The 24,865-nt window shown below is 27.9% G+C and carries 22 protein-coding genes; 11 read left to right on the top strand and 11 right to left on the bottom strand.

Annotated features, from left to right (window positions below; all coding sequences use genetic code 4):
• Positions 1–208 precede the first annotated feature (208 nt).
• From hisS to ACJA22_RS03065, 7 genes are all read left to right on the top strand, one after another.
• Positions 209–1,540 carry a histidine--tRNA ligase gene (hisS, locus tag ACJA22_RS03035; RefSeq protein WP_406616802.1) on the top strand — a complete coding sequence of 444 codons (1,332 nt, stop codon included), beginning with the start codon at positions 209–211 and terminating at the stop codon, positions 1,538–1,540.
• On the top strand, positions 1,534–3,243 hold the full coding sequence (gene aspS / locus ACJA22_RS03040) for an aspartate--tRNA ligase (RefSeq protein ID WP_406616803.1): 1,710 nt from the start codon (positions 1,534–1,536) through the stop codon (positions 3,241–3,243). Before hisS ends, aspS begins: the two co-directional genes overlap by 7 nt.
• A gap of 379 nt (positions 3,244–3,622) precedes the next feature.
• The gene (locus ACJA22_RS03045) at positions 3,623–4,840 is read left to right on the top strand and encodes an arginine deiminase family protein (protein WP_406616804.1); all 1,218 of its coding nucleotides are present in this window, start codon (positions 3,623–3,625) and stop codon (positions 4,838–4,840) included.
• Between the two features lie 77 nt (positions 4,841–4,917).
• A complete protein-coding gene (gene argF / locus ACJA22_RS03050) occupies positions 4,918–5,961 on the top strand; it encodes an ornithine carbamoyltransferase (protein WP_406616805.1) in 1,044 nt (347 codons plus the stop codon).
• Between the two features lie 56 nt (positions 5,962–6,017).
• Positions 6,018–6,950: a carbamate kinase gene (gene arcC, locus ACJA22_RS03055; RefSeq protein WP_406616806.1), complete on the top strand. Its 933-nt coding sequence runs from the start codon at positions 6,018–6,020 to the stop codon at positions 6,948–6,950.
• Between the two features lie 55 nt (positions 6,951–7,005).
• Complete coding sequence (locus ACJA22_RS03060) at positions 7,006–8,661, top strand: APC family permease (protein ID WP_406616807.1); 1,656 nt, start codon at positions 7,006–7,008, stop codon at positions 8,659–8,661.
• A 340-nt stretch (positions 8,662–9,001) separates the two neighbouring features.
• Complete coding sequence (locus ACJA22_RS03065) at positions 9,002–10,651, top strand: IS1634 family transposase (protein WP_406616808.1); 1,650 nt, start codon at positions 9,002–9,004, stop codon at positions 10,649–10,651.
• Between the two features lie 283 nt (positions 10,652–10,934).
• On the opposite strand, the gene grpE is transcribed toward ACJA22_RS03065, so the two are convergent.
• From grpE to rpsD, 4 genes are all read right to left on the bottom strand, one after another.
• On the bottom strand, positions 10,935–12,056 hold the full coding sequence (gene grpE / locus ACJA22_RS03070; protein ID WP_406616809.1) for a nucleotide exchange factor GrpE: 1,122 nt from the start codon (positions 12,054–12,056) through the stop codon (positions 10,935–10,937).
• 16 nt (positions 12,057–12,072) lie between these two features.
• Positions 12,073–13,113 carry a heat-inducible transcriptional repressor HrcA gene (hrcA, locus tag ACJA22_RS03075; RefSeq protein ID WP_406616810.1) on the bottom strand — a complete coding sequence of 347 codons (1,041 nt, stop codon included), beginning with the start codon at positions 13,111–13,113 and terminating at the stop codon, positions 12,073–12,075.
• A 206-nt stretch (positions 13,114–13,319) separates the two neighbouring features.
• A complete protein-coding gene (gene rpmE, locus ACJA22_RS03080; protein WP_406616811.1) occupies positions 13,320–13,544 on the bottom strand; it encodes a 50S ribosomal protein L31 in 225 nt (74 codons plus the stop codon).
• A 22-nt stretch (positions 13,545–13,566) separates the two neighbouring features.
• On the bottom strand, positions 13,567–14,163 hold the full coding sequence (gene rpsD / locus ACJA22_RS03085; protein WP_406617568.1) for a 30S ribosomal protein S4: 597 nt from the start codon (positions 14,161–14,163) through the stop codon (positions 13,567–13,569).
• Positions 14,164–14,413: 250 nt separating this feature from the next.
• Between rpsD and trpS the strand changes: the two genes are divergently transcribed.
• The 4 genes from trpS to ACJA22_RS03105 are packed head-to-tail and all read left to right on the top strand — an operon-like array spanning position 14,414 to position 18,062.
• A complete protein-coding gene (gene trpS / locus ACJA22_RS03090; RefSeq protein WP_406616812.1) occupies positions 14,414–15,415 on the top strand; it encodes a tryptophan--tRNA ligase in 1,002 nt (333 codons plus the stop codon).
• A gap of 59 nt (positions 15,416–15,474) precedes the next feature.
• A complete protein-coding gene (thrS, locus tag ACJA22_RS03095) occupies positions 15,475–17,217 on the top strand; it encodes a threonine--tRNA ligase (protein WP_406616813.1) in 1,743 nt (580 codons plus the stop codon).
• A complete protein-coding gene (locus ACJA22_RS03100; protein WP_406616814.1) occupies positions 17,210–17,680 on the top strand; it encodes an MAG3450 family membrane protein in 471 nt (156 codons plus the stop codon). Before thrS ends, ACJA22_RS03100 begins: the two co-directional genes overlap by 8 nt.
• 7 nt (positions 17,681–17,687) lie before the next feature.
• Positions 17,688–18,062: a PTS sugar transporter subunit IIA gene (locus ACJA22_RS03105; RefSeq protein WP_406616815.1), complete on the top strand. Its 375-nt coding sequence runs from the start codon at positions 17,688–17,690 to the stop codon at positions 18,060–18,062.
• 121 nt (positions 18,063–18,183) lie between these two features.
• Here ACJA22_RS03105 and ACJA22_RS03110 read toward each other — a convergent pair whose 3' ends face one another.
• The 7 genes from ACJA22_RS03110 to ACJA22_RS03140 all read right to left on the bottom strand — a co-directional run bounded on the left by ACJA22_RS03110 (position 18,184) and on the right by ACJA22_RS03140 (position 24,510).
• Positions 18,184–19,836 (bottom strand): IS1634 family transposase, encoded by a 1,653-nt coding sequence (locus ACJA22_RS03110; RefSeq protein WP_406616816.1) that lies wholly within the window; start codon positions 19,834–19,836, stop codon positions 18,184–18,186.
• 138 nt (positions 19,837–19,974) lie between these two features.
• Positions 19,975–20,247 carry a Smr/MutS family protein gene (locus tag ACJA22_RS03115; RefSeq protein WP_406616817.1) on the bottom strand — a complete coding sequence of 91 codons (273 nt, stop codon included), beginning with the start codon at positions 20,245–20,247 and terminating at the stop codon, positions 19,975–19,977.
• Positions 20,229–20,774: a cysteine hydrolase family protein gene (locus ACJA22_RS03120; RefSeq protein ID WP_406616818.1), complete on the bottom strand. Its 546-nt coding sequence runs from the start codon at positions 20,772–20,774 to the stop codon at positions 20,229–20,231. Before ACJA22_RS03120 ends, ACJA22_RS03115 begins: the two co-directional genes overlap by 19 nt.
• Entirely contained in the window at positions 20,764–21,597 is an 834-nt protein-coding gene (gene mutM / locus ACJA22_RS03125; RefSeq protein ID WP_406616819.1) for a bifunctional DNA-formamidopyrimidine glycosylase/DNA-(apurinic or apyrimidinic site) lyase, read from the bottom strand. Before mutM ends, ACJA22_RS03120 begins: the two co-directional genes overlap by 11 nt.
• A gap of 2 nt (positions 21,598–21,599) precedes the next feature.
• Positions 21,600–22,892 carry a glucose-6-phosphate isomerase gene (locus ACJA22_RS03130; RefSeq protein ID WP_406616820.1) on the bottom strand — a complete coding sequence of 431 codons (1,293 nt, stop codon included), beginning with the start codon at positions 22,890–22,892 and terminating at the stop codon, positions 21,600–21,602.
• Between the two features lie 23 nt (positions 22,893–22,915).
• Positions 22,916–24,160 (bottom strand): glucose-6-phosphate isomerase, encoded by a 1,245-nt coding sequence (locus ACJA22_RS03135; RefSeq protein WP_406616821.1) that lies wholly within the window; start codon positions 24,158–24,160, stop codon positions 22,916–22,918.
• Positions 24,160–24,510 carry a S1 RNA-binding domain-containing protein gene (locus tag ACJA22_RS03140; RefSeq protein WP_406616822.1) on the bottom strand — a complete coding sequence of 117 codons (351 nt, stop codon included), beginning with the start codon at positions 24,508–24,510 and terminating at the stop codon, positions 24,160–24,162. The genes ACJA22_RS03135 and ACJA22_RS03140 overlap by 1 nt, the downstream gene beginning before the upstream one ends.
• Positions 24,511–24,865: the final 355 nt, after the last annotated feature.

The raw sequence follows: 24,865 nt of genomic DNA on the forward strand, positions 1-24,865 counted from the left end.
CAAAAAGTTAAAAATTCGTTATTTTTGAAGTTATTATAAGTATCGTATTTTTGAAGTTCACTTCACAGAAATTTTTCCACACTATAATATTTTTAATTTTATTTTAATAATAAAATATAATATTTAATATATATTGATTATTTTGACTTTAAATATGTAGATAGATATTGTACAAATAATTAATTTTTAAAGGTAGGAGGCTAAATACATGATTAATAGAATTAAAGGAACTAGAGACTATTCACCTCTTGAAAAATCTGTTTTAGAATTAATCAGAAAAACATTTGTAATGCAAAGCAGAAATTATAATTTTAGTTTAATCGAAACACCAGTTATTGAAATGGCTCAACTTTATAAAAGAAGTGTTGCTGCAAGTGATATTGTAAAAAAAGAAATGTATGAATTTAAAGACAAGGGAAATAGAGAAATTGCTCTAAGACCTGAAGGAACTGCTGGTTTTGTTCGTGCTTTAATAGAAAACAAATGGTATGCAACTTTAAAAACTACAAAATTTGCTTATTTTGGTCCAATGTTTAGATATGAACAACCCCAAAAAGGTAGACAAAGACAATTTTATCAAGGCGGAGTTGAGTTAATTTCACAAGAACCTAATCCATATCAAGATGCTGAATTAATTATTTTAGCTGATAGTATTTTAAAAACTTTAGATATTAAAACTAGATTAGTAATCAATTCAATTGGAGATGAAGAATCAAGACAAAATTACCAAAATGTTTTGAAAGAATATTTTTCAAAATATATAAATGAATTAAATGAAATCAGTAAAGAAAGATTGAACTCAAATGTTTTAAGAATTCTTGATGATAAAGAAATGTCTCAAAAAGATTTTGTTAAAAAAGCTCCTAAAATTAATAAATATTTATCACAAAAAAGTCAAGATTATTTTGCAAAACTATTATCAATTTTAGATGATGCGGGAGTAAAATATCAAGTTAATTATTCACTTGTTAGAGGTTTAGATTACTACGATGAAGTAGTATATGAATTTATATCACAAAGCCAAAATGCTGGCGCTCAATCAACTGTAATTGGTGGAGGAAGATATTCACATTTAATTAGTGAACTAGGTGGCCCAGCATTAACAGCATCAGGTTGAGGCTTGGGTGTTGATAGAGTTTTAGAGTTATTAATTGATGATGTTTTAGCACCTGATGAAATTAATCCAGAAGATGTAGATATAATTGTAGCTTCTGTAAATGAAGAAAATAAAAATCAATTATTTAACTTAGCAAATGAATTAAGACAATATGGCGTAAAAATCGAATTTGCCTATGAAACAGTCAAAAGTAAAAAAATATTTGAAAGAGCAAAGAAGTTAAATGCTCAATTTGCAATCTTTAGTGACGAGAAAAATGACGCTAATATGTTCACAGTTAAAGAACTTGAAACAGGCGATAAAATTATATTTAGTAATACTGAAGATGGCTTCGCTAACTTGCTTGAATTTTTAAGCGAACATAATTTAGAAGCAATTAATAATTTAGAAGAAGACTTAGAAGATGAAGAGGAAACATGATAAGCAAATATATTAAAAATAATGAATTAACAATTAAAGATGTTAATAGGAAAGTTACATTACATGGTTGAATAGCCAACAAACGTAGATTTGGTCCCCTTACTTTTATTGATTTAAGAGACCGTTATGGAATCACTCAATGTGTATTTGAAGAAGACATTAATATTCCGAGAGAAAGTGTGATTGAAGTTGAAGGTACTGTAGTTGCTAGACAAACACCTAATAAAAATATTCCAACAGGTGAAATTGAAATTAAAGTTAAAAAATATGAAATACTTTCAAAAGCTAATGCTGAAATTCCTTTTGCAATTCGTGATGATGTAGAAGCTAAAGAAGAAACTAGATTAAGATATCGTTATTTAGATCTACGTAGACCAATCATGCAAAAGAATATAGAAATGAGACATAAAATTATTCATCAAATTAGAAACTTTATGTATGACAATAATTTTATAGACATTGAAACACCATTGCTTGCTAAAAGTACACCAGAAGGAGCTAGAGACTTTTTAGTACCTACTAGAAATAAAGGACATTTTTGAGCATTACCACAAAGTCCACAATTATTTAAACAATTATTAATGATTTCAGGTTTTGAAAGATACTATCAAATCGTTAGATGTTTTAGAGACGAAGATAGTCGTAAAGATAGAATACCCGAATTTACTCAAGTTGATATTGAAACATCATTTTTAGATGTTGAATCTTTCCGAGCAATTATGGAAAAACTTGTTGCAGAAATTATGAAATTGGTTGGCTACAAAGCAAAAATTCCTTTTGAAAGAATTAAATTTGATGATGCTATTAGAGACTATGGTTCAGATAAGCCTGATTTAAGATTTGGTTATAAAATTCAAGACATCAATGATTTTTGTAATAATACAAACTTCGATATTATCAAAAATGCTAAAAGTAAAAGAATGCTTTTTGTAGATACTGAAATTACAAAAGCTAACTTCAAAACTTTAGAAGAAATCGCTCTTAAAAATAAAGCAAACATTTTATTCTATTTTGTTTATCATGATGGCGAATTTACAAGTAGCAACTTTGCTAAAAAAGTTCCTGAAGAATGTTTAAAATTAGTAAAAAATAATAAAAACAAAAATGGTACTTACTTTATAGTAGCTAATGAATATGAAAATGCTTCACAAGCTTTAGGTGCAATCAGAGTAGAATTAAACGATATGTTTAATTATGCTAAAGAACAATATCATTTTGCTTGAATAGTTGATTGACCAATGTTTGAATACAATGAAGAAGAAAAGAAATGAGATGCTGCTCACCATCCATTTACTCGTTTTGCTCACACTGAAGAAGAATTAGATAAATTACCAATGAATAAAATTAGAGCTATAGCATATGACTTAGTTTTAAATGGTTTTGAAATTGGTGGCGGTAGTGCCAGAATTTATACTAAATCAATGCAAGAAAAAATGTTTAATTTAATTGGTTTAACTAAAGAACAACAAGAATCTAAATTCGGATGATTTTTAAAAGCATTTGATTATGGTGTTCCTCCTCACTGTGGTATGGCTTTCGGTATCGATAGATTAATTATGATCTTAACAAATCAAAAATCATTACGTGACGTTATTGCCTTTCCAAAAAATGCAAAAAATCAAGATATGATGATGGAAGCCCCAAGCTCAGTTACTGAAGACCAACTTGAAGAACTCGGATTAGCATTACTTAAAGATAAAGAATAACTATTGATAGAAGATTGAAGATTTTGAAAGTCTTTAATTTTTTATTTTTTGTTGGATTTCTACCAATGAAAAATTTACTAATTTTTGGCATTTTTACTAAAAATATAAATAATCAAGTTTTTGATATTTTCATAAAAGATCCAAAAACTGCATTTATGAAAAATTCGTACATGTGTGGAATATTTTTGAAAATTTATTATTATAAATTTTGTCTAAATAATCTATAAAACAAACGAATACGGCAAAAAATGAGATATTTCATTTTGTGAAAAATTCCACATTAAATAAAAAAATAAAAATATTGATATATATATTTAATATAATTTAATCGACACATTCAAGTTGTGTCAAATTCATTAAGATGTTTAAGGAGACAAAAATGAAAAAAATTAATGTTTACAGTGAAATAGGAAAACTCAAAGAAGTTCTAGTTCATACACCAGGCGATGAAATTAGGCGGGTAGCCCCATCACGCCTTGATGAATTATTGTTCTCAGCAATCTTAGAACCAGATGCTGCTATTAGAGAACATGAAAGATTCTGTGAAATCTTAAAAGAAAATGGTGTAAAACCAATTCAATTAGTTGACTTAGTTGCTGACACTTGAAAGAAAGTTTCAGAATCAACAAGAGAAGATTTCATTGAAAGATGATTAGACGAATGTGAACCAAAATTAAATAGTAATTTAAGACAAATAGTTAAGGAATACATCACTAACCTCGAAACCAAATCTGTTAAAAAAATGATCAGAACCATGATGGCTGGTATTGAAAGAAGAGAATTAGGTTTAAGTGAAGAAGAAGCACCTACAGAATTAGTTGTAGACCCAATGCCAAACTTATACTTCACACGTGACCCATTTGCTTCAGTAGGTAATGGTATTTCATTACACCACATGAAATATGTTACAAGACAAAGAGAAACAATTTTCTCAGAATTTGTATTTGACAACCACCCAGACTACAAATCAACACCACGTTGATTCGATCGTAACGATGAAGGTAGAATCGAAGGTGGGGATGTATTTATTTATAACTCTAAGACTTTAGTAATCGGTGTTAGTGAAAGAACTAACAAAGAAGCTATTAAAGTAATGGCAAGAAAGATTCAAGCTGACTCAGAAACAACATTTGAAAGAATTTTTGCTATTAACGTACCTCCAATGCCAAACTTAATGCACTTGGATACATGATTAACAATGTTAGATAAGAACAAATTCTTATACTCACCTAACATGTTATCAGTACTTAAAGTATGAGAAATCGATCTTAGTGATCCAGAATTAGTATGACACGAAATTGATGGCTCATTAGAAGAAATTCTTACAAGAATTATCGGCAAGAAACCAGTTTTAATCCCTATTGCTGGTCAAGGAGCTCAACAATTAGATATTGATATCGAAACACACTTCGATGGTACAAACTACTTAGCAATTGCACCAGGTGTTGTTGTAGGTTACTCAAGAAACAAATTAACTGAAAAAGCTCTTAAGAAAGCTGGAATTAAAGTTCTTTCATTTGATGGAAACCAACTTTCATTAGGTATGGGTTCAGCAAGATGTATGTCAATGCCTCTTGTTAGAGAAAACTTAAAATAATATTTAATTTTCAATGTAAATAATAATTTAATATACTACCTTATTTATTTAAGGTTAGTATATTCGAAAGGATTAATATGCCAATGAATTTAAAAGGTAGAAGTTTAGACTCAGCTTTAAACTTTACCACAGACGAAGTTAATTATGTATTAGACTTATCATTAGACTTAAAAAAATCTAAAGCACAAGGCTTACATGTAAACAGTAGACCACTTGTTGGTAAGAACATTGTTATTATGTTCCAAAAAGACTCAACAAGAACACGTTGTTCATTTGAAGTTGCTGCTGCTGATTTAGGTGCTTCATGTACATACATCGGACCTGCAGGTTCAAACTTCGGTAAAAAAGAATCTATTGAAGATACCGCTATGGTTTTAGGTCAAATCTACGACGGTATTGAATTCCGTGGATTCAAACAAGCTGATGTTGATGCATTAGTTAAATACTCAGGTGTTCCTGTATGAAACGGTTTAACAGATGCTGAACACCCAACACAAATGTTCGCAGACTACTTAACAATGAAAGAATGCTGTGGCGACTTAAAAGGCAAAAAATTAGTTTTTGCTGGTGATATCAAAAATAACGTTGCTCGTTCATTAATGATTGGTGCCGCATTCTTCGGTGTTAATATTGTACTTTGTGGTCCTAAAGCTCAATGAGACATTGTTAAAAATGGACCAGACCACAAAGAAGTTTACAAGAAATGTCAAGAATTATTTAAACGTAACGGTGGTTCTGTTTCATTCTCAGACGATAAAATTAAAGCTGCTAAAGACGCAGATGCTATCTATACAGACGTATGAGTATCATTAGGTGAAGACTTTTCATTATTTGAACCTCGTATTAAAGAATTAGGTGCATTCCAAGTTGACATGGACATGATTAAAGCTGCTAAAGAAGATGTTATCTTCTTACACTGCTTACCAGCATTCCATGATGACCACACAATTTTCTCAGCTGAAATTAAAGAAAAATTTGGCAAGAAATACCCAGTTGTAGCTACAGGTGCTATGGAAGTTACAGATGAAGTGTTTAAATCAAAACACAACAAATCAATCCAACAAGCGGGAAACCGTATGCACACCATTAAAGCAATTATTTTAGCAACACTTGGTTACTAATTTAACGAAAACTACTATAAAACAAATGTTTTAATAAAAATAGGAAGGTTAAATTAATGTCAAAAATTGTTATTGCTTTAGGTGGAAACGCTTTAGGAAACAATCCTGAAGAACAAAAAGAATTAGTTAAATTACCTGCTAAAAAAATAGCAGAATTAGTTAAAGAAGGTCACAAGGTACTTGTGGGACATGGTAACGGACCACAAGTAGGAATGATCTTCAACGCATTTGCTGATGCTAAAAAAGTAAATGAAAAGACTCCATTAGTTCCATTTGCTGAAGCTGGTGGTATGTCACAAGGTTATATAGGTTACCATATGTTAACTGCTATTACAAATGAGTTAAAGAAAAACAAAATCGACAAAGATGTTGTTTACTTCTTAACTCAAACAATTGTTGATGCTAAAGATAAAGCATTCAAAAACCCAACAAAACCAGTTGGTCCATTCTACAAAACAAAAGAAGAAGCTGAAAAAGCTAACCCAAATTCAACAATCGTTGAAGATGCTGGTAGAGGTTTTAGAAAGGTTGTTCCTTCACCATTACCTCTGGACTTTGTAGGTATGCGTACTATTAAATCAGTTTTTGATGCTGATAACATCGTAATAGCAGGCGGTGGTGGAGGAATTCCAACCATCGAAGAAAAAGGTCAATACAAAGGTGTTGACGGTGTTATTGATAAAGACTTTGCTTTAAGTAAATTAGCTACAAAAGTTGAAGCAAACATGTTCATTATCTTAACAGCAGTTGATCATGTATGTGTAAATTACAACAAACCTGATCAAAAATCATTAAAAGAAGTAACAGTTGCAGAACTTGAAAAATACATTGATGAAAATCAATTTGCCCCAGGAAGCATGCTTCCAAAAGTTAAAGCAGCGATTGCTTTCGTAAATGAAAACCCCAAAAATGTAGCTATTATCGCTAGTTTAGATAAAGTTGCTGAAGCAATTGAAGGAACTAGTGGTACAAGAATTATCAAAGGATAATTTCTAAATATAATCAAACTAAAATTTTAGTTTATGTGTTTAAGGAATATAAAAAATGGAAGAAAACGTAACTCAAACAAAAGAAAAGAAGATTTCGTTTATATCTGCCATGTTGATTGTTATAGGTGGATCAATTGGTGCTGGTATCTTCTTTAAATCAGGTAGCGTTTTATCAAGCTCACACAATAGTTTGGTATTAGCTATCTTCTGTTGAATAATTGCTTCTTGTGCAGTTATTGCAATGGCTCTTGCTTTAGTTGAAATTTCATCAGTTAGAAATGACAACTTGTCACTTATGAGCTGAACAAAAGTCTTTAATAGCAAACGGATTTACCGTGCTTCAAAAGACTTTATGACATACATCTATTTACCATTGACATACTTATTTATGCCTTTATATGTAATTATGTCATTACAAGACGGTGTTGGTGCTTTAATAAATAAAGATGCATTAACATTCGGTACACAAGCAGACTGAGCTATCTGATTAGTAATTGGATTAGTAATGTCAGTTTATTTCTTAACAATTCCAGCTTACTGATCAAAAGTTGGTGATATTCAAAATATAATTGTTTTAGCTGTTAAATTCATACCTCTTGCATTTATTGCAATTATTGGATTTGTTTTAGCTGGAACAGGTAATGGTGGTTTAGATAACGTTCAACCTTTAGTTAAATCATCTGGTGAATCATACCGTGATTTAATTAAAGGCGGTGCCGGACTTCAAGACTTAGGTGGACTTGGTGCAGGTTTAGGTGTATTCCTTGCTGTAGCAGCTATCTTCTTCGCATATGACGGTTTCTATGTAGCCGCTGGTATTCAATCAGAAATGAAAGAACCTAAAAAGACTCCTAGTGCTATTTTCTTAGGTTTATCAATTACAACCTTAATTTATGTTATTATTGCTGTATCAATGTCAATCAATGGTGGTTCATTCTTCTCAATGAAAGACTACATGTCTCAATTAATGGGTGACAAAGCCGGTAGAGTAGTATTCGGAATTATCAACATTTGTATCTCAATTGGTGTTCTTGGTATTATTAACGGTTTCTCAATGTGAGCACCACGTTATGTTGAAGACTTATTAGCAACTGGTGATTTACCATTCTGAGAAAAAGTACAAGGTAAATTAAACGCTAACAAACCTAAAGTTGGTATTATCTACTCATTAGTATTAACAATTCCTATTGTTATTGTATTTACAATTATAGGTGCTTTAGCTTACTTACCTACTAATTCTGATTACAACATCTATAGTAATGATGCTAGATTATCTATGTCAAGACTTTATGCATTTGCTGACTTAATGGCTAACTGAACAGCCTTATTCACATTTGGATTTATCGCAACTGCAATTCTTGGTGGTATCATCAATAGAAAGAAAAACTTTGTTGAAGTTAAAGACAAGAAGAGATACTTCTTACCTTCAGCATATATAGCAGTTATTGTTGTTTATGCAGCATTAATTGTTACAGCTATCGTTCCAATTATTGATATGTTCTTATTAATTGGTATTGATAGAACTCTTGCAGCATTTACAGACTTAGTTGTTGGTAGAGTAATGTTAGTTGTAGTATTAATTATATTTGCATTATTAACATTCCTTCCAACAGTTATCGAAGATGCAGTACATGCTAAGAAATTCGGTTCAGTTCAAGCATATGATGAATATGTTGAATCAAAATTAAAACCTCACGCAGATGTTCAATAATTTGCTTAATGGTTTTAGTGCTAGCGAAAGCTAGCATTTTTTATGCCTTGCTATTAGCATGGACAGATTCTAAATATGATTGCGCCTCATGAAATTCGTATTTACCACAAAGGGCTTTAAAACAGTTATAAAGAATAAATTATATGAGTTAATTACTTAACAGATTAAGGTTCAATTCATCATCTGAAAATGTACTCAAATTAGGCATAAAGAATCGGTTGTAACCTGAGTTTCCAAGTTGGAGCTCTTTTTTATTACTTTTTTCAGTGTTATTTATATATAAATAAAAAAAAGTTATTTTTTTACATAATTACATTGTAATTTGTGGTATAATAAAGATATGAAAAAAGACAAATGACTATTAATTTCAAGAAAAAATAAGAACTCTACTTACTTATCTTTAGCACTTTCAGGAGGATTTGGCAAAGGTTATAAGAAATCTATCGGTATCGGTACAGTTGAAAAATGAGAAAAATATTGTTCTGATCCAGTAGAAAAAATTAAAAAACTATCTCAAAACTACAATACTGATTGAGATAGAAATATGATAATTAGACAATTAGAGTTAGATATAAGCAAGGTTAAATTGAAACAAAACAGTTCAATTATGATATGATTTGTTATACAGTTTCTTAAAAAATTAAATCCTTTTAAAGATGCTAAAGTATCAAAATCCAAGTATTTAAATGATTTATTAAAATATATGATTTCAAATAGAATTGTAAATCCGGGTAACATGCTTTCATCCTTTAAAAATAAAGACAAATTCAATATAAATTTAGAAGTTGAAAAGACGACATTTTATAATACTTTAGACTATTTAGCTGAAAATAAAAATAACATTTTAAAGAGTGTTAACGATACATTGATCAAAGATAAAAATAGAAAAATAGATATTATTTGATACGACTCTTCAGCGGTATATTTTGAAAGTTTTGTAAGAGAAGGATTGAGATATCCAGGTTATTCTAAAGATGGAAAATTCAAAGAAGATCAAATTGTTTTAGGTTTAGCAACAGATGAAAACGGCATTCCAATTCACTATAAATTATTCAAAGGGAACACTGCTGATGCATCAACATTTATTAATTTTATTTTGAATATAAAATCACAATATGAATTAAACAAAGTAACACTCATTGCTGATAGAGGAATGAGTACAAATAGAAACATAAGATTCTTAGAAGATAACGATATTGATTACATTTTATCTTATAGATTAAAAGCGGCTTCAAATGACCGAAAGACCTTTGCAATAGATGAATCCGGCTATTTTGGAGACAATAATTTTAAATATAAAGAAACTACTTTTTATTCGTTTTGAAAGAATAGAAGAGCAAACGGACACAAGAGAAGATTGGTAGTAACATATAGTAAAAAAAGAGCATTAAAAGATAAAAATGATAGACAAATTTTAATCGATAATTTTATTAAAAGACAAGATAAAGACGGACTAGTTCATGATCAAGTAATGTTCGGTCAAAAGAAGTTTAAATTCTTCGAAAAAGTTGGTGGTAAAGGTTATTACAAACTTAACTATGACAAAATTATCGAAGATGAAAAGTTTGACGGATATTATGCTTATGAAACCTCTAGATTTGATTTATCACCTGAAGAAATTGTGAATTTATATTCAAAACAATGACAAATAGAATCAAACTTTAGAGCTTTAAAAAGTGCTTTAGCTGTAAGACCTATTTATGTATGAAGTGAAAAGCATATTGAAGGTCATTTCGTACTTTGCTTCTTATCTCTTGTTTTATTAAATTTTGTTATTTATTATTTAAACAAAGGTTTGAAAGAACTCGGTGTTGTAGATGAAAAAATCACAATCAAAAAATTACAAGATGTAATAAAAGAAACAATCAAAACATGCAAGATTATTGACGGAAAAATTGAAAGTGAAGAATATATTATTAACGACAACAATAATCAAGCAATTCAAGATTATCAAACATATTTAAGAATTTTAAATGAATTAAAATTTTAAATTATTAAAAACAGCTCATCAAACAGATGAGTTGTTAAAAATTACATTGTAAAAGTTGGAAACTCGGGATGAGTTAATTACTTAACAGATTAAGGTTCAATTCATCATCTGAAAATGTACTCAAATTAGGCATAAAGAATCGGTTGTAATTTTAGCTAGCTCATCCAAATATCTTTTCATTTTTGCTTGAAATATCAGAAAATAAAAAAAGAAAAACCAATATGATTTTTCTATAAAGTTCTTAATAATATTTAATATTTTTAACTTATAACCACACACAAAATTATTTCTTATTTTGAGTAGATACATCGACAATCGCAACAGTAATTACTCTATCGTGTAATTTATAACCTGGTGAGTGAACTTTTACAATTGTATTAGGAGCAGCTTTTTTATCGTAAATTAATTCATTTACTTTTTGATAGCTAGGATCAAATTCTTGTCCTAAAGTTGGTTGAAGTTCTACTAAACCATATTTTTGTAATAAATCATCAAATTGTCTTGAAATCATCATATTACCTGATGCAAATGATTGTAATTTTTTATCTTTTGATTTAGTAGCATCATCATTTGCTTTGAGAGTGCTTAATTTGAAATATTTATAATATGAAACAAAATCTTCAAAGAATTTTTGTAAAGCATATTTTTCAATTTCTTGTTTCATTTCTTTTGGAACAACTAAAGCTTTAGGTGCTTCATCTTTAGCTTTAATTTCATTCATTAATTTTTGATTATTAAATTTAAGTTCTTCAATTACAAAGTGATTATCATGTAATAAACCACGTAATGAATTAATTTCTTTTTCATATTCCTTGATGATTTTAGAATTTAATTTTGAATTTTTCTTTTCTGTTTTTTGACTATCACCTTTTGATCCAGTACTATTTTTTGCTTCAGATTTAGCAGCTTTATTAATGTCACTTTTTTCTTTCTTGAGCTTTTTAATAGTAGTTTTAGTCTTATCTATTTCTTCTTGTAAAGCATCTATTGTACGAGTTGATTCCATATTTTCGAATTTAAGACCTTCGATTAGTTTTTCATAATTTTCTTTTTCTTTCTTAAATTCAGAAGCTGATTTTTTAAGTTTCTTATTTTCTTCTTCTAATTTAACAACACTAGCTTCTTTGTATGAATTGATAGTAATAGATAATTTAACTTCTTTTATATCATCATAATATGGTTCTAGGTGTTTTGGTAAAGGAATAACTAAATCAAAGTGATCATTATATTCAGTACCGATTAATCATTTATCAAAACCTTTATATAATTCGTCTTTACCTAGAGTAATTTTTACATTTTCAACACATAATTCTTCAATTAATGTTTTTTTATTAGCAATAGCTGAAATGGTTAGATTTAATACATCACCTTTTTCTAAAATTATTTTGTTATCTTTTTTAGCCATTTTTGTCTCCTATTATTTATTCTTGTTTATCTTCTTTTTCATTTCCGTTTTCAGGATTATTAGTAAGTAATTCTTCTAATAATTCCAAAGCGGTAATACCTTTAGCATAATCCATTCTATTTGCTCCAACTAAAGATATTTCCTTAATTTTGGCATTTTCAATTTTTTTAGCAATAAATGAACTATGATCATCACAAATTGCGATTTTAACGTTTTCTTCTTCATTTAAGTCTGATTCGATTGTTTCTCAAATCGATTTGTTTTCAATTCTATCAAGTATTTTCAATAAATCCGCTCTTGAAATATCATTAGCAAGAATAATATTATCCTTTCCATAAATAATATTTTTGTTGTTAAAATGAAACTCAAAAACTTGATTTGTGAAACTTTCTAAAAGTGCTTCATAGTTTTTAATAGATTCAGCTAGAATAGGCTTTAAAGCATTTGCTGCTTCTACTAATTTACATAAAGGAACATTTGTTAATCTTTCCTTAAAAATTCTCATTGCTATTCTCATATCATTCATTGTTACTTTTTCAGGATCAATGGTGATAATTTTTGATGTTGTTCCACCATAAGAGTCAACCAAAACAATAGTGCCTTGATAATCATTGATTGGAACAAGTTGTAGCAAGATTAATGCAGCATCTGAATTACTTTCTGTTGCTACTAAAGTAACCCCAATTGTATCAGCAATAATATTAGCAACTTCCTTTATTGTTTGATCAATCGAAACTCTTCTTTTAGCAAAGACATCTTTCATCTTTTCTTTGAGACGAGTTACATCGTTTTTAGTTAAAAAACGAGCATAGTAGTTATAACCTTTTGCTGATGGAATTCTTCCACTTGATAAGTGAGTTTTTTCCAAAAAACCCTTATTTTCAAGTTTATTCATTAAACTTCTAATTTTTGCACTAGAGAATTTTAAATGAAAATTTTCAATTAAAGCTTGTGAACTTACGGGTTGACCTAATTGGATATATAAGTCAATCGTAAGTTTTAAAACAATCTTTTCATCTTCCTTTTTTATTTCATTTATATCAACAGTATTGTTCATATATATATTATATTATAATAATCGGTATTTGCTTATAAGAGTGCTAAATTATAGACCTAACGAATTATGCTAATTTATAGACTAATTAGTCAAAAAAGTTTATCAAAAGTTTATTTATTTTATTTTAGAGTGCTAAATTATTGATAGTTCTGCTAAAAACAGAGGAAAATAAAAACTCACCGTTAGGCAAGTTTTTAGTAAAAATATTATTTTTTGTCTTTTTTGTTGTTCATTTTAGCAAGTCTTTGGTTAAATTTATCAACCATACCTGTAGCTTTAGTTTTAGCTTTATCACCAGTATAAACTACGTGGCAACCTGAGCAAACATCAACTGAAATAGATTGTTTTGTAGAACCGAATTTAAATTTTTTACCACATGTTGTGCATTGAGCATCAATTTCGTAGTATTTTGGATGAATATCTTTTTTCATAATTCTCTCCTTAAAGTCTTAACTATTTTGAGTAGAACTCAATTACGAAGTTTTCTTTAACATCTGGGTTTAATTCGCTTCTATCTGGTAATCTATCATATTTAGCTTTAAAGTCTTTAACTGTTAATCAAGCAGCTGGAGTTCTTGTTTCTAAAGCTTGTTTAATTTGAACGTTGTTTCTTGATTTTTCTTTTAATTCAATAACATCGTTTACTGAAATGATCATTGATGGAATATTAGCTTTTTTACCATTTAAAGTAAAGTGTCCGTGACTTACTAATTGACGAGCTTGTCTTCTTGTTAAAGCAAAACCAGCACGATATACAAGGTTGTCTAAACGACTTTCTAATAATTGAAGTAAGTTTGTACCAGCAACACCCTTCATTTTAGCTGCACGAGTGAAAACTTTGTGCATTTGTTTTTCGTTTAAACCATAAATGTATCTAATTTTTTGTTTTTCGTATAAGTGTTGACCGTAGCCTGATAATTTAGCACGTTTGTTACCATGTTGACCTGGTGCATATGTACGTTTTTTGCCTTTAGCAAATTCTTTTCCGTTTTCAAGAATTGAAATTCCGTAACGACGAGATTTTTTGAAAACTGGACCTAAGTATCTCATATTTTCCTCTTTCTGCATAAAACATTGAGGAGTTATTCTCTATCTTAAAAATAAAATTTTAATGATTTTGGTTATTCAGCTTAACCTACTATCAAATCAAAATGAAATTTTATTGACTTAATGATATGGATAACAGCTGTTAAATGCAATTTACATTTTATCAAAAAAGTGATATTTTCAAAATTAAAAATTTTTCTAACATTTAATAAGTAATATAATTAAAATTATATTGTTATAAAACGGAGGATAAATGGATAAGAAAAGATTATTAAGTGGCATTAAACCAACCGGCGACTTAACTTTAGGGAATTACATCGGAGCACTTAGAAATTTTGTTAATTTACAAAATGAATTTGATTCATATTTCTTTGTTGCTGATTTGCATGCTCTAACAACTGGTGCAGTTGATCCAATTGAATTAAGAAAAGCTAGAAAAACAATTGTTGCTTTATATTTAGCTTGCGGTTTAAATCCCGAAAAAGCTACCATTTTTTATCAATCACAAGTTGAAGAACACGCGATGATGCAATGATTATGCGCTTCAGAAACCACACTTGGCGAATTGCAAAGAATGACGCAATATAAAGATAAAGCTACTAAGTTAAAACAAGCTAATGGAACTAATAAAATACCTACTAACTTGTTAATGTATCCTACATTAATGGCTGGTGATGTACTTTTATATAATGCCGAAATTGTTCCAATTGGTGAAGATCAAATTCAACATTTAGAATTAACAAGAAATATAGCTGAACGTCTAAATTCAAAATACAATATGAATTTAACAATGCCAGAAGGTTATGTTCCTAAAGTTGGTGCTAGAATTAAATCATTAACAGATCCAACCTCTAAAATGTCTAAAAGTGAAAAAGGAACTAAGAGTACAATTTATTTACTTGAAGATCCTCAACAAGCTTATAACAAAATTATGAAGGCAGTTACTGATTCAGAAAACAAAGTTTATATTTCGGAATCAAAACCAGGAATTTTAAATTTATTAAACATTTATGCTGCTTTAAAAAATATTACTTTAAAAGAAGCTGAAGAAGAATTTAAGAACGCTAATTATCAAGAATTCAAGCAAGCTGTAGCAACAGCTGTTAAAGAACTTTTAATTGATATTCAATCAAAATATCAACAAGCTTTAAAAATCGTAGATGAAATTACAGAAGAAGGAGCTAAAAAAGCATCTATGATTGCTAAACCTGTTTTAAACAAGTTAATGAAAAAAATGGGCTTATATGCAAAATAACTAAAATAACTATAAAACAGTTATATTAAACAAAAAAGAAAGAATATTAAGGAGACTTTATGAAAGCCAATAAATTATTAAATCATACAACAAGTCACTTACTTGGGGCTGCTGTTGAAAAACTTTATCCAAATGTTAAATTAGGTTTTGGACCAGCAACTGATGAAGGTTTTTACTATGATTTTGATTTCGCCGAAAGTTTTAGTGAAACTGAATTACCTAAAATTGAAAAAATGATGAAAAAGCTAGCAAGTAGGAATCTTGTAACTATTCAAATTCCTGAATCAGAATATGACTTTACAAATAAACCATACAAAAAAGAACTTTATGATGAATTAAAAGCGCAAGGTAAAGAAATTACTTTTTATGCTTTACAAGATCCACTTAACAAAGAAATTGTATTTAAAGATTTATGTGCTGGTGGTCATGTTGAAAGTACTAAAAATATAAAACATTTTAAATTGCTTAATATTGCTGGAGCTTATTGAAGAGGTGATAGCAACAATAAACAATTAACTAGAATTTACGGAACTTCATGAGAAACTAAAGAAGAATTAGACTCATATTTAGCTCTTCTAGCTGATAGAAAAGAAAGAGAACACCGTAAAATTGGTAAAGAAATGAAAATCTTTACTTTCAATCCTTTATGTGGTCAAGGTTTTCCAATTTGATTAGAAGATGGAATGTACATCCACAATGAAATTAGAAATTTAGTTCTTAAATTAGATCGTAAATATGGTTTTACTGAAGTATTAACCCCACATTTTGGTGCTGAAGAGTTATATAAAATTAGTGGTCACTTAGCACACTACAAAGATGATATGTTTAGCCCACTTGTTGTTGAAAATGAAAGATTAATTCCACGTCCAATGACTTGTCCTCACCACATTGTTTGCTACAACACTGAAAAAAGATCATATCGTGACTTACCTATTAGATATAGCGAACAATCACAATTATATAGATATGAAAAATCAGGTGCTTTAACAGGTTTAGAAAGAGTTAGAGGAATGCTCTTAACTGAAGGACACTTATTTGTTAGACCAGATCAAATTGAACAAGAAGTTAGAAGCATGTTCTCACAAATTAAAGAAATTCTTAAAATCTTTAATATTAAAATTAGCTATATTTCACTTTCATTGAGAGATCCAAATGATAAAGAAAAATACTTTAATGATGATGCTATGTGAAATACAGCAGAAGCAATGCTTCAAAAAGCATTAGATGATATGAAAATCAAATATGAAAAAGTTATTGGTGAAGCAGCATTCTATGGACCAAAAATCGATATTCAAATTGATACAGCTTTAGTTCATGAAATTACTGTTTCAACAGTTCAATTAGACTTCTTACAACCTGAAAGATTTAATATAACATACATCGATAAAGAAGGTAAAGAAGCACGTCCAGTTATGATCCACCGCGGATTAATTGGAACATATGAAAGATTTGTTGCTATTTTACTTGAACAAACAAAAGGTAATTTACCATTTTGAATTGCTCCAAAACAAATTACTATTATTCCAGTTAATTTAGATGAAAACTTAGATTATGCTAAAGAAGTTTACAATGAATTATGAAGACATGATTTCAGAGTAAAAATAGATGATTCAGATGAAAGATTAAACAAAAAGATTCGTAATGCTCAAGTATCTAAATCTAAATATCAATTAATTTTAGGCGCTAACGAAATTAAAGATAAAACCGTTTCATATCGTGAATATGGTAAGGAAGAAACTCACACAGTTTCATTAAAAGATTTTATTAAGATGTTGAACAAATTAAGATTGAATTATGAATAACAAAGACAATAAACAAAAAAATACAAATAAGAAAAATAAATTAGTAAGTTTATCTCCCTTACTAATTGTTTTGTTTATTTCAATTTTCATTGTAATTCCAATGACAGCTGTATGAATAATTAGTGCTCCTGAATTTGGAAATCAAAAACTTACAAGCAGTTTATGAATTTGCTTAATTCCCTGTTTTATAGGTTTATTTGCTATTTTTATGAATTGATTATTTTATTTTTTTAAAATACTAAATTTACGTAGCTTTAACTTTAGTGTTCCAATTATTTTTGCTTTTTGAATTCTGATTATGTTTATTTTAATTCCAATGGCTTTTTGAATTAAATATATTATTGCTCCAATTGTCGGTATAGTAGTTGCCTTAATTTGTAATATTGTTACAGGCAAAATAGAAGATAGGCAAGAAGAAGCTTTAATAAAAAATAACACTAATAATACAAATATTAATTTATAATAGAAATATGACTCATAAAGAAAAATTTTTGATTGTTATTTTAACGATTTTTACATTAGGTTTTTGTTGATTATATTGACACTGCAAAAATAAAAAACAACAAGAACTTAAAAAAGGTAATGTTACAAAACTTGATTCAAGAATCAATATTGAAGAACTAATTACACTTTTGGGTGGTAAAGAAAACATTACTGGAATTGAACCATCTTTATCAAAAGTTAAAATTTTATTTAAGAATAAAGCTAATGTAAATTTTGAAGAAATTAAAAACTTAAAATATGTTTCAGGTATTTTAATTTCAAGTAATTCAACTAATATTATAGTTGGAGAATATGCCAAAAAAATAGCTGAAGTTATGAAAGAAGAACTTAAATCGAAATAAAAATAGATAGCCTAACAAGCTATCTTTCTTTAATATTTTTAGTTGTATTTATCCCCGAGTTTCCAACTTTTACAATGTAATTTTTAACAACTCATCTGTTTGATGAGCTGTTTTTAATAATTTAAAATTTTAATTCATTTAAAATTCTTAAATATGTTTGATAATCTTGAATTGCTTGATTATTGTTGTCGTTAATAATATATTCTTCACTTTCAATTTTTCCGTCAATAATCTTGCATGTTTTGATTGTTTCTTTTATTACATCTTGTAATTTTTTGATTGTGATTTTTTCATCTACAACACCGAGTTCTTTCAAACCTTTGTTTAAATAATAAATAACAAAATTTAATAAAACAAGAGATAAGAAGCAAAGTACGAAATGACCTTCAATATGCTTTTCACTTCATACATAAATAGGTCTTACAGCTAAAGCACTTTTTAAAGCTCTAAAGTTTGATTCTATTTGTCATTGTTTTGAATATAAATTCACAATTTCTTCAGGTGATAAATCAAATCTAGAGGTTTCATAAGCATAATATCCGTCAAACTTTTCATCTTCGATAATTTTGTCATAGTTAAGTTTGTAATAACCTTTACCACCAACTTTTTCGAAGAATTTAAATTTCTTTTGACCGAACATTACTTGATCATGAACTAGTCCGTCTTTATCTTGTCTTTTAATAAAATTATCGATTAAAATTTGTCTATCATTTTTATCTTTTAATGCTCTTTTTTTACTATATGTTACTACCAATCTTCTCTTGTGTCCGTTTGCTCTTCTATTCTTTCAAAACGAATAAAAAGTAGTTTCTTTATATTTAAAATTATTGTCTCCAAAATAGCCGGATTCATCTATTGCAAAGGTCTTTCGGTCATTTGAAGCCGCTTTTAATCTATAAGATAAAATGTAATCAATATCGTTATCTTCTAAGAATCTTATGTTTCTATTTGTACTCATTCCTCTATCAGCAATGAGTGTTACTTTGTTTAATTCATATTGTGATTTTATATTCAAAATAAAATTAATAAATGTTGATGCATCAGCAGTGTTCCCTTTGAATAATTTATAGTGAATTGGAATGCCGTTTTCATCTGTTGCTAAACCTAAAACAATTCAATCTTCTTTGAATTTTCCATCTTTAGAATAACCTGGATATCTCAATCCTTCTCTTACAAAACTTTCAAAATATACCGTTGAAGAGTCGTATCAAATAATATCTATTTTTCTATTTTTATCTTTGATCAATGTATCGTTAACACTCTTTAAAATGTTATTTTTATTTTCAGCTAAATAGTCTAAAGTATTATAAAATGTCGTCTTTTCAACTTCTAAATTTATATTGAATTTGTCTTTATTTTTAAAGGATGAAAGCATGCTACCCGGATTTACAATTCTATTTGAAATCATATATTTTAATAAATCATTTAAATACTTGGATTTTGATACTTTAGCATCTTTAAAAGGATTTAATTTTTCTAAGAAACTGTATAACAAATCATATCCATAATTGAACTGTTTTGTTTCAATTTTAACCTTGCTTATATCTAACTCTAATTGTCTAATTATCATATTTCTATCTCAATCAGTATTGTAGTTTTGAGATAGTTTTTTAATTTTTTCTACTGGATCAGAACAATATTTTTCTCATTTTTCAACTGTACCGATACCGATAGATTTCTTATAACCTTTGCCAAATCCTCCTGAAAGTGCTAAAGATAAGTAAGTAGAGTTCTTATTTTTTCTTGAAATTAATAGTCATTTGTCTTTTTTCATATCTTTATTATACCACAAATTACAATGTAATTATGTAAAAAAATAACTTTTTTTTATTTATATATAAATAACACTGAAAAAAGTAATAAAAAAAGAGCTCCAACTTGGAAACTCAGGAGCTATCTTTCTTTAATATTTTTAGTTGTATTTATCACTATCAAGTGGGTCTTCTTCAACTTCATCTGTAATATTAATAATAAATGATGAAGTATCAGGTTCTTCATAGTATTGATGACCTTCTTTAATAAGCATATCTTCAACACTAGTTTTTAAAGCACCGCTTCCTTTGCCTGTGATAACTTGTAATTCATCACAGTAATTTTCAAAAGCATCATCTCAAGCAAGCATTACTTTTGAAAGTGCTTCTTGAACGGTTAAACCGTGTAAATCAACTACATGTCTTTTTTTCATGATTGTATCTCCACTCCTGCATTACGCATGATATTTAAAGCAAAATTATTATACTCTTTATAATTGTGCTCATTAGTATTAAAAGTATTTACACATTCTTTAATAACAATTACTTTTTTATCAAGATTTATTTTATTAAAATAAACTTTTAAACTTAATGCAAATTGCATAATACATATATCTGTACAGCAACCTACAATAATAATTTCATTATAGTTTTGAAGCTCTTCTATATTTATATAATAGAAAGCATTAGTTGAATTTTTAAAAATTATATCTTTTACATAAGGTTTTAATTCATCAACAATTTCTGCTTCTTTTGTATTTTTTAAACAATGAACAGGATATTGTTTCATTTCTAAATCTTTTTTACTGTGAGCATCATTAATAAAAGTAATTGAATCATTTTTATGTTCTCTTAAATATGAAGCAATATTTGGAATAATTGTAGCAACTTCTTTAGATTGAAGAGCACCCATATTGCAAAAACCATTAAGCATGTCTACTACGAAAATTTTATTTTTCATATTTTTCCTTTTGACAATTTGGACAATAATAAGTCATTCTTTGATTTAACATCTTTGATTCAATTTTGTTTTTACATTTAAGACATTCTTTATTTTTTCTAAGATGCACTTTTAGTAAATTTTGAAAGCCACCTTTCACAGCATTAACAGAAGCGTAGCTATTTATTGTGCTACCTCTTAATTCAATTGCTTTATTGAAAATGCGTTTAGTGCTTTCAAGTATTTCTTCTCATTTTTCAAGAGGAATTAGATTTACTTTAGTTTCAGGTTCTAAGTTAACATCAAAAAGAATTTCATTAGCATAAATATTCCCAATACCTAAAATATAGCTTTGATCTAATAAAAAAGTTTTAATTGGTACTGTCTTTTTTCTAACAGCATAATATAAAGCTTCAGCATCAAGATCTCAAGGTTCTTTACCCAATTTATTTAATAGGGCTGTGGATTTTAAATCTTTTTCATCTTTTAAATAGAATGCTCCAAATTGACGAGAATCATTATAAAACAGCGTAATATGGTCGCTTAAATCAAATTGAACATAGTCATGTTTCATACGAACCGGTTCATTATGATACACAAAATATTTTCCAGTCATCCGTAAATGGCTTATTAAGTTTTTGTTATGTGTAAGTTTAATAATAATATATTTACCAAGAGCATTTATATCGATAATCGTTTCATTTTTTAAGTAAGAAACGAACTCATCTTTTGAAGCATTTTTAATTAATTTAGGCAAAAATACATCAACATCTAAAATAGTTTTGTTTAAGATTTGTTTCTTTAAATCTGCAACAACAGTTCTAACTTCAGGCAATTCAGGCATTATTATTTTTGTTCCTTATTAAGTAATTTGAACATATTAGCTTTATATACTTCAACGCCAGGTTGATTAAATGGATTAACACCAAGTAAGTATGCACTAATAGCTAAAGCTCTTTCGAAAAATTGGAATAAATATCCTAATGTATATTCATCAAATTTATTAAACTCAATTACAATGTTAGGAACATTTCCGGTTTTAACATGAGCCTCAAGAGTTCCTTTATAAGCTGATAAATTAACTTCATGTAATGTTTGACCATCAAGGTAATTCAATTTATCTAAGTCTTCTTTTTCTTTTTTAAGTAAGATATCAGCAACTGGATTCTTAACTAATAAAATAGTTTCAAATAAGATTTTATTACCATCTTGGATCATTTGTCCAATTGAGTGTAAATCAGTTGAGAAAATAGCACTAGTTGGTAATAATCCTTTGCCATCTTTTCCTTCACTTTCAGCAAATAATTGTTTTCATCATTCAGCAAAATAAGCCATTTTAGGTTCATAACTTGCTAGCATTTCAACATGATATTTTTTATTTAAAATATGACGAGCAACTGCATATTTGTATGCATTATTTTCTAAAATGTTTTCAATATTAGCATCATCATTTGCTTCTTTAGCTCCTAAAAGCATTTTATCAATATCAATTCCAGCACAAACAAACGGGAATAAACCAACTGGGCTTAAGGTACTAAAACGACCACCAACATTATCAGGAATAATGAATTTTTCATAACCTTTAACATTAGCTAATTCAAAAAGAACACCTTTTTTAGCATCGGTAGTTGTCACAATAAGTTTTTTAGCAAGTTCAGCGCCAACTTTAGATTCAAGTAATTTTCTAAATTCTCTGAAAGCAATAGAAGGTTCTAAAGTAGTTCCACTTTTTGAAATAACATTAATAGCAAATTTCTTATTTTGAACATAGTTTAATAAGCTAATTAATTGTTCACTGCTAATTGAATTACCAGCAAAAACTAATTCAATGTCTGGTTTTTTAAGTGAATAAGGACCATAAATATATTCATAACCAGCTTTAGTTCCTAAGTAACTACCACCTATACCAATAACAACTAAAACTTCAATATTTTGCATTTTTCAAGCTTTAGCTATTTCTTTCATTTTAGCAATTTCAGGACTATTAATTTTATTAGGTAAATCAATTCAGCCTAATCAATCTTTTTCAGCAACTGTTTTATTCATAATATTTTTATGAATATTTCATACTTTATCTTGATATTTAATAACTTCTTTTTCATCAACTGCATTGTTAATATTTAAATTTAATGTTTTCATAATTACCTCTTTTTTATTTCATTTTAAAGTACAAAATCAAATGGATTTTGTTTATTTAAATATGCTTCATAAATTGCAACTCAATAGATAAAACATATTAATGTGCCTAATGTAAAAGCACTATTATCAGCTAATAAGATTATGCAACCATTTATATTTGCAATATCACGAACTGTGTTTATAATTCCATCATTAGCGTTTTTTTGAAACTCACTTAAAGTGATATTAGCAAATTTTTCGAGTCCATCTTTTGAATTTAATTCATCCGACAATCTATAATCCATTTGTTCATACAGGACTTCATAATGAGTTAAATAGATTTGTTTAGCATTATCGATAATGTATTGACCATAAGTATAAATTGCGTTCGGAAAAATTAATGTTGTCGCAAAACGATTTTCATGACCAAATAATAAATTTTCCATATTTGCCTGTAAAACTAGTGAATTCGTTAGAATTGGATTATCACCAGATATAAAATCAAATTGATAATTCTTGCGTTGCAAGTGTTTAACGAAAGCATATTGGAACGCATAATTTTCTTCTAAGTTTTCAGAATTCCAAAGTCGAGCCGCTGATTGATAACCTTCAAGTAAAGATAATAAATCGCAGCCTTTTAATAAAAGCAAGAACAAATTACTTTCAGCAAAGAATAAATAATTATTAGTTAATATTTCAGGCATAATGAGTTTATGATCTTCTGCTAATTGCATAAATCCTAGTTGCAATTCTAAAATTCTTTTTCCAATTAAAAAGCATCTTTCAAGAGCTCGATAATAACCGAAATCTTGTTGAATATCATTTAAGATTAATTTAATAAAATTGATAAAAGCTTCACTATAGCATTCTTGCCCTATAAATAAAAATCCTGTAGTTAGATTTTTAATTAATTGTTCATTTTGCTGATAAATTTTATCTCATAAATATGGTTCATCATTATTTACAAAAATATACTTTATTTTCGATTCTTTTAAAATGTCATTCTTAAATAAATAAGTATAACCGGCATTGTAATTCATGATATCAGCTGAATTGCAGAAAACAAAAATTGTTCTAATATTTTTATCATGTATTTTTTTACTAAATAAATCCAATTCTAAAGCATTATCTTCATTAAAGTTTAATGCTAATTCATGAAACCCAAAATTTTCAAAACCAACCACATTTTTAGTTCTAATATCTTTAAATAATTTATTACTTCTATTTATTAAACTTTCATTTTTAAAATCGGATGAAAAATTAATAAATTTTAAAGTTAATCTCTCCATTATTTATCTCCACTTGGTTCGTATTCTTCAATAAACTTGTCAAAGCTTTCTTTAATATTTTTAAAGCCATTTTTTGTTTCAAAAAGCAATGCTTTATACGGAGATCTTAAATAAAGTGGATGGTTTTCTTTAAAACTGCCAATCCCATGTTGTTTTTCTTGATCAAAAGAAATAACAACAAAATTGATTTTGTCTTTAATATTAAATGTATCAACTCTTTGATACTTTGCTAAATCACTAATTAAATTAAGAGGTATAAAAAAATGAATATTGTTATGTGCAGAGACAAACAATCCATTTTTATTTTTATTCCTAATTCAACCTGTTATTATGTCACCTTTTTTAATCATAGTTTAATTATATATTTTTACTTAATTTGTTAATGAAAATAATTCTTTTTACATATATGTAAAAGGATTTAAAAAGTTAAATTTAAATAGTTAAATATATTAGGTTTTTCATAGAGATGTAACTAGCTCAACATTATAGATAGCAAAAACTTTGAATAATATGCATAAACACAAAGATTATTATCTACATTTAAAGCTATCAAAATAACGAATTTGATTTAGTATAAAAAACTTAAATGAAACTCAAAGTTTTATATTTACATATATGCTAATGAGAAAACAAAAAATAAACCTTTAAACTTTAAACAAGTTATTAGGTTTGCTACATTGTAATTACAAACGCAACACATTTTAG

The sequence above is a fragment of the Mycoplasmopsis adleri genome, from assembly GCF_045276205.1.
Lineage (GTDB): Bacteria > Bacillota_I > Bacilli_A > Mycoplasmatales > Metamycoplasmataceae > Mycoplasmopsis > Mycoplasmopsis adleri.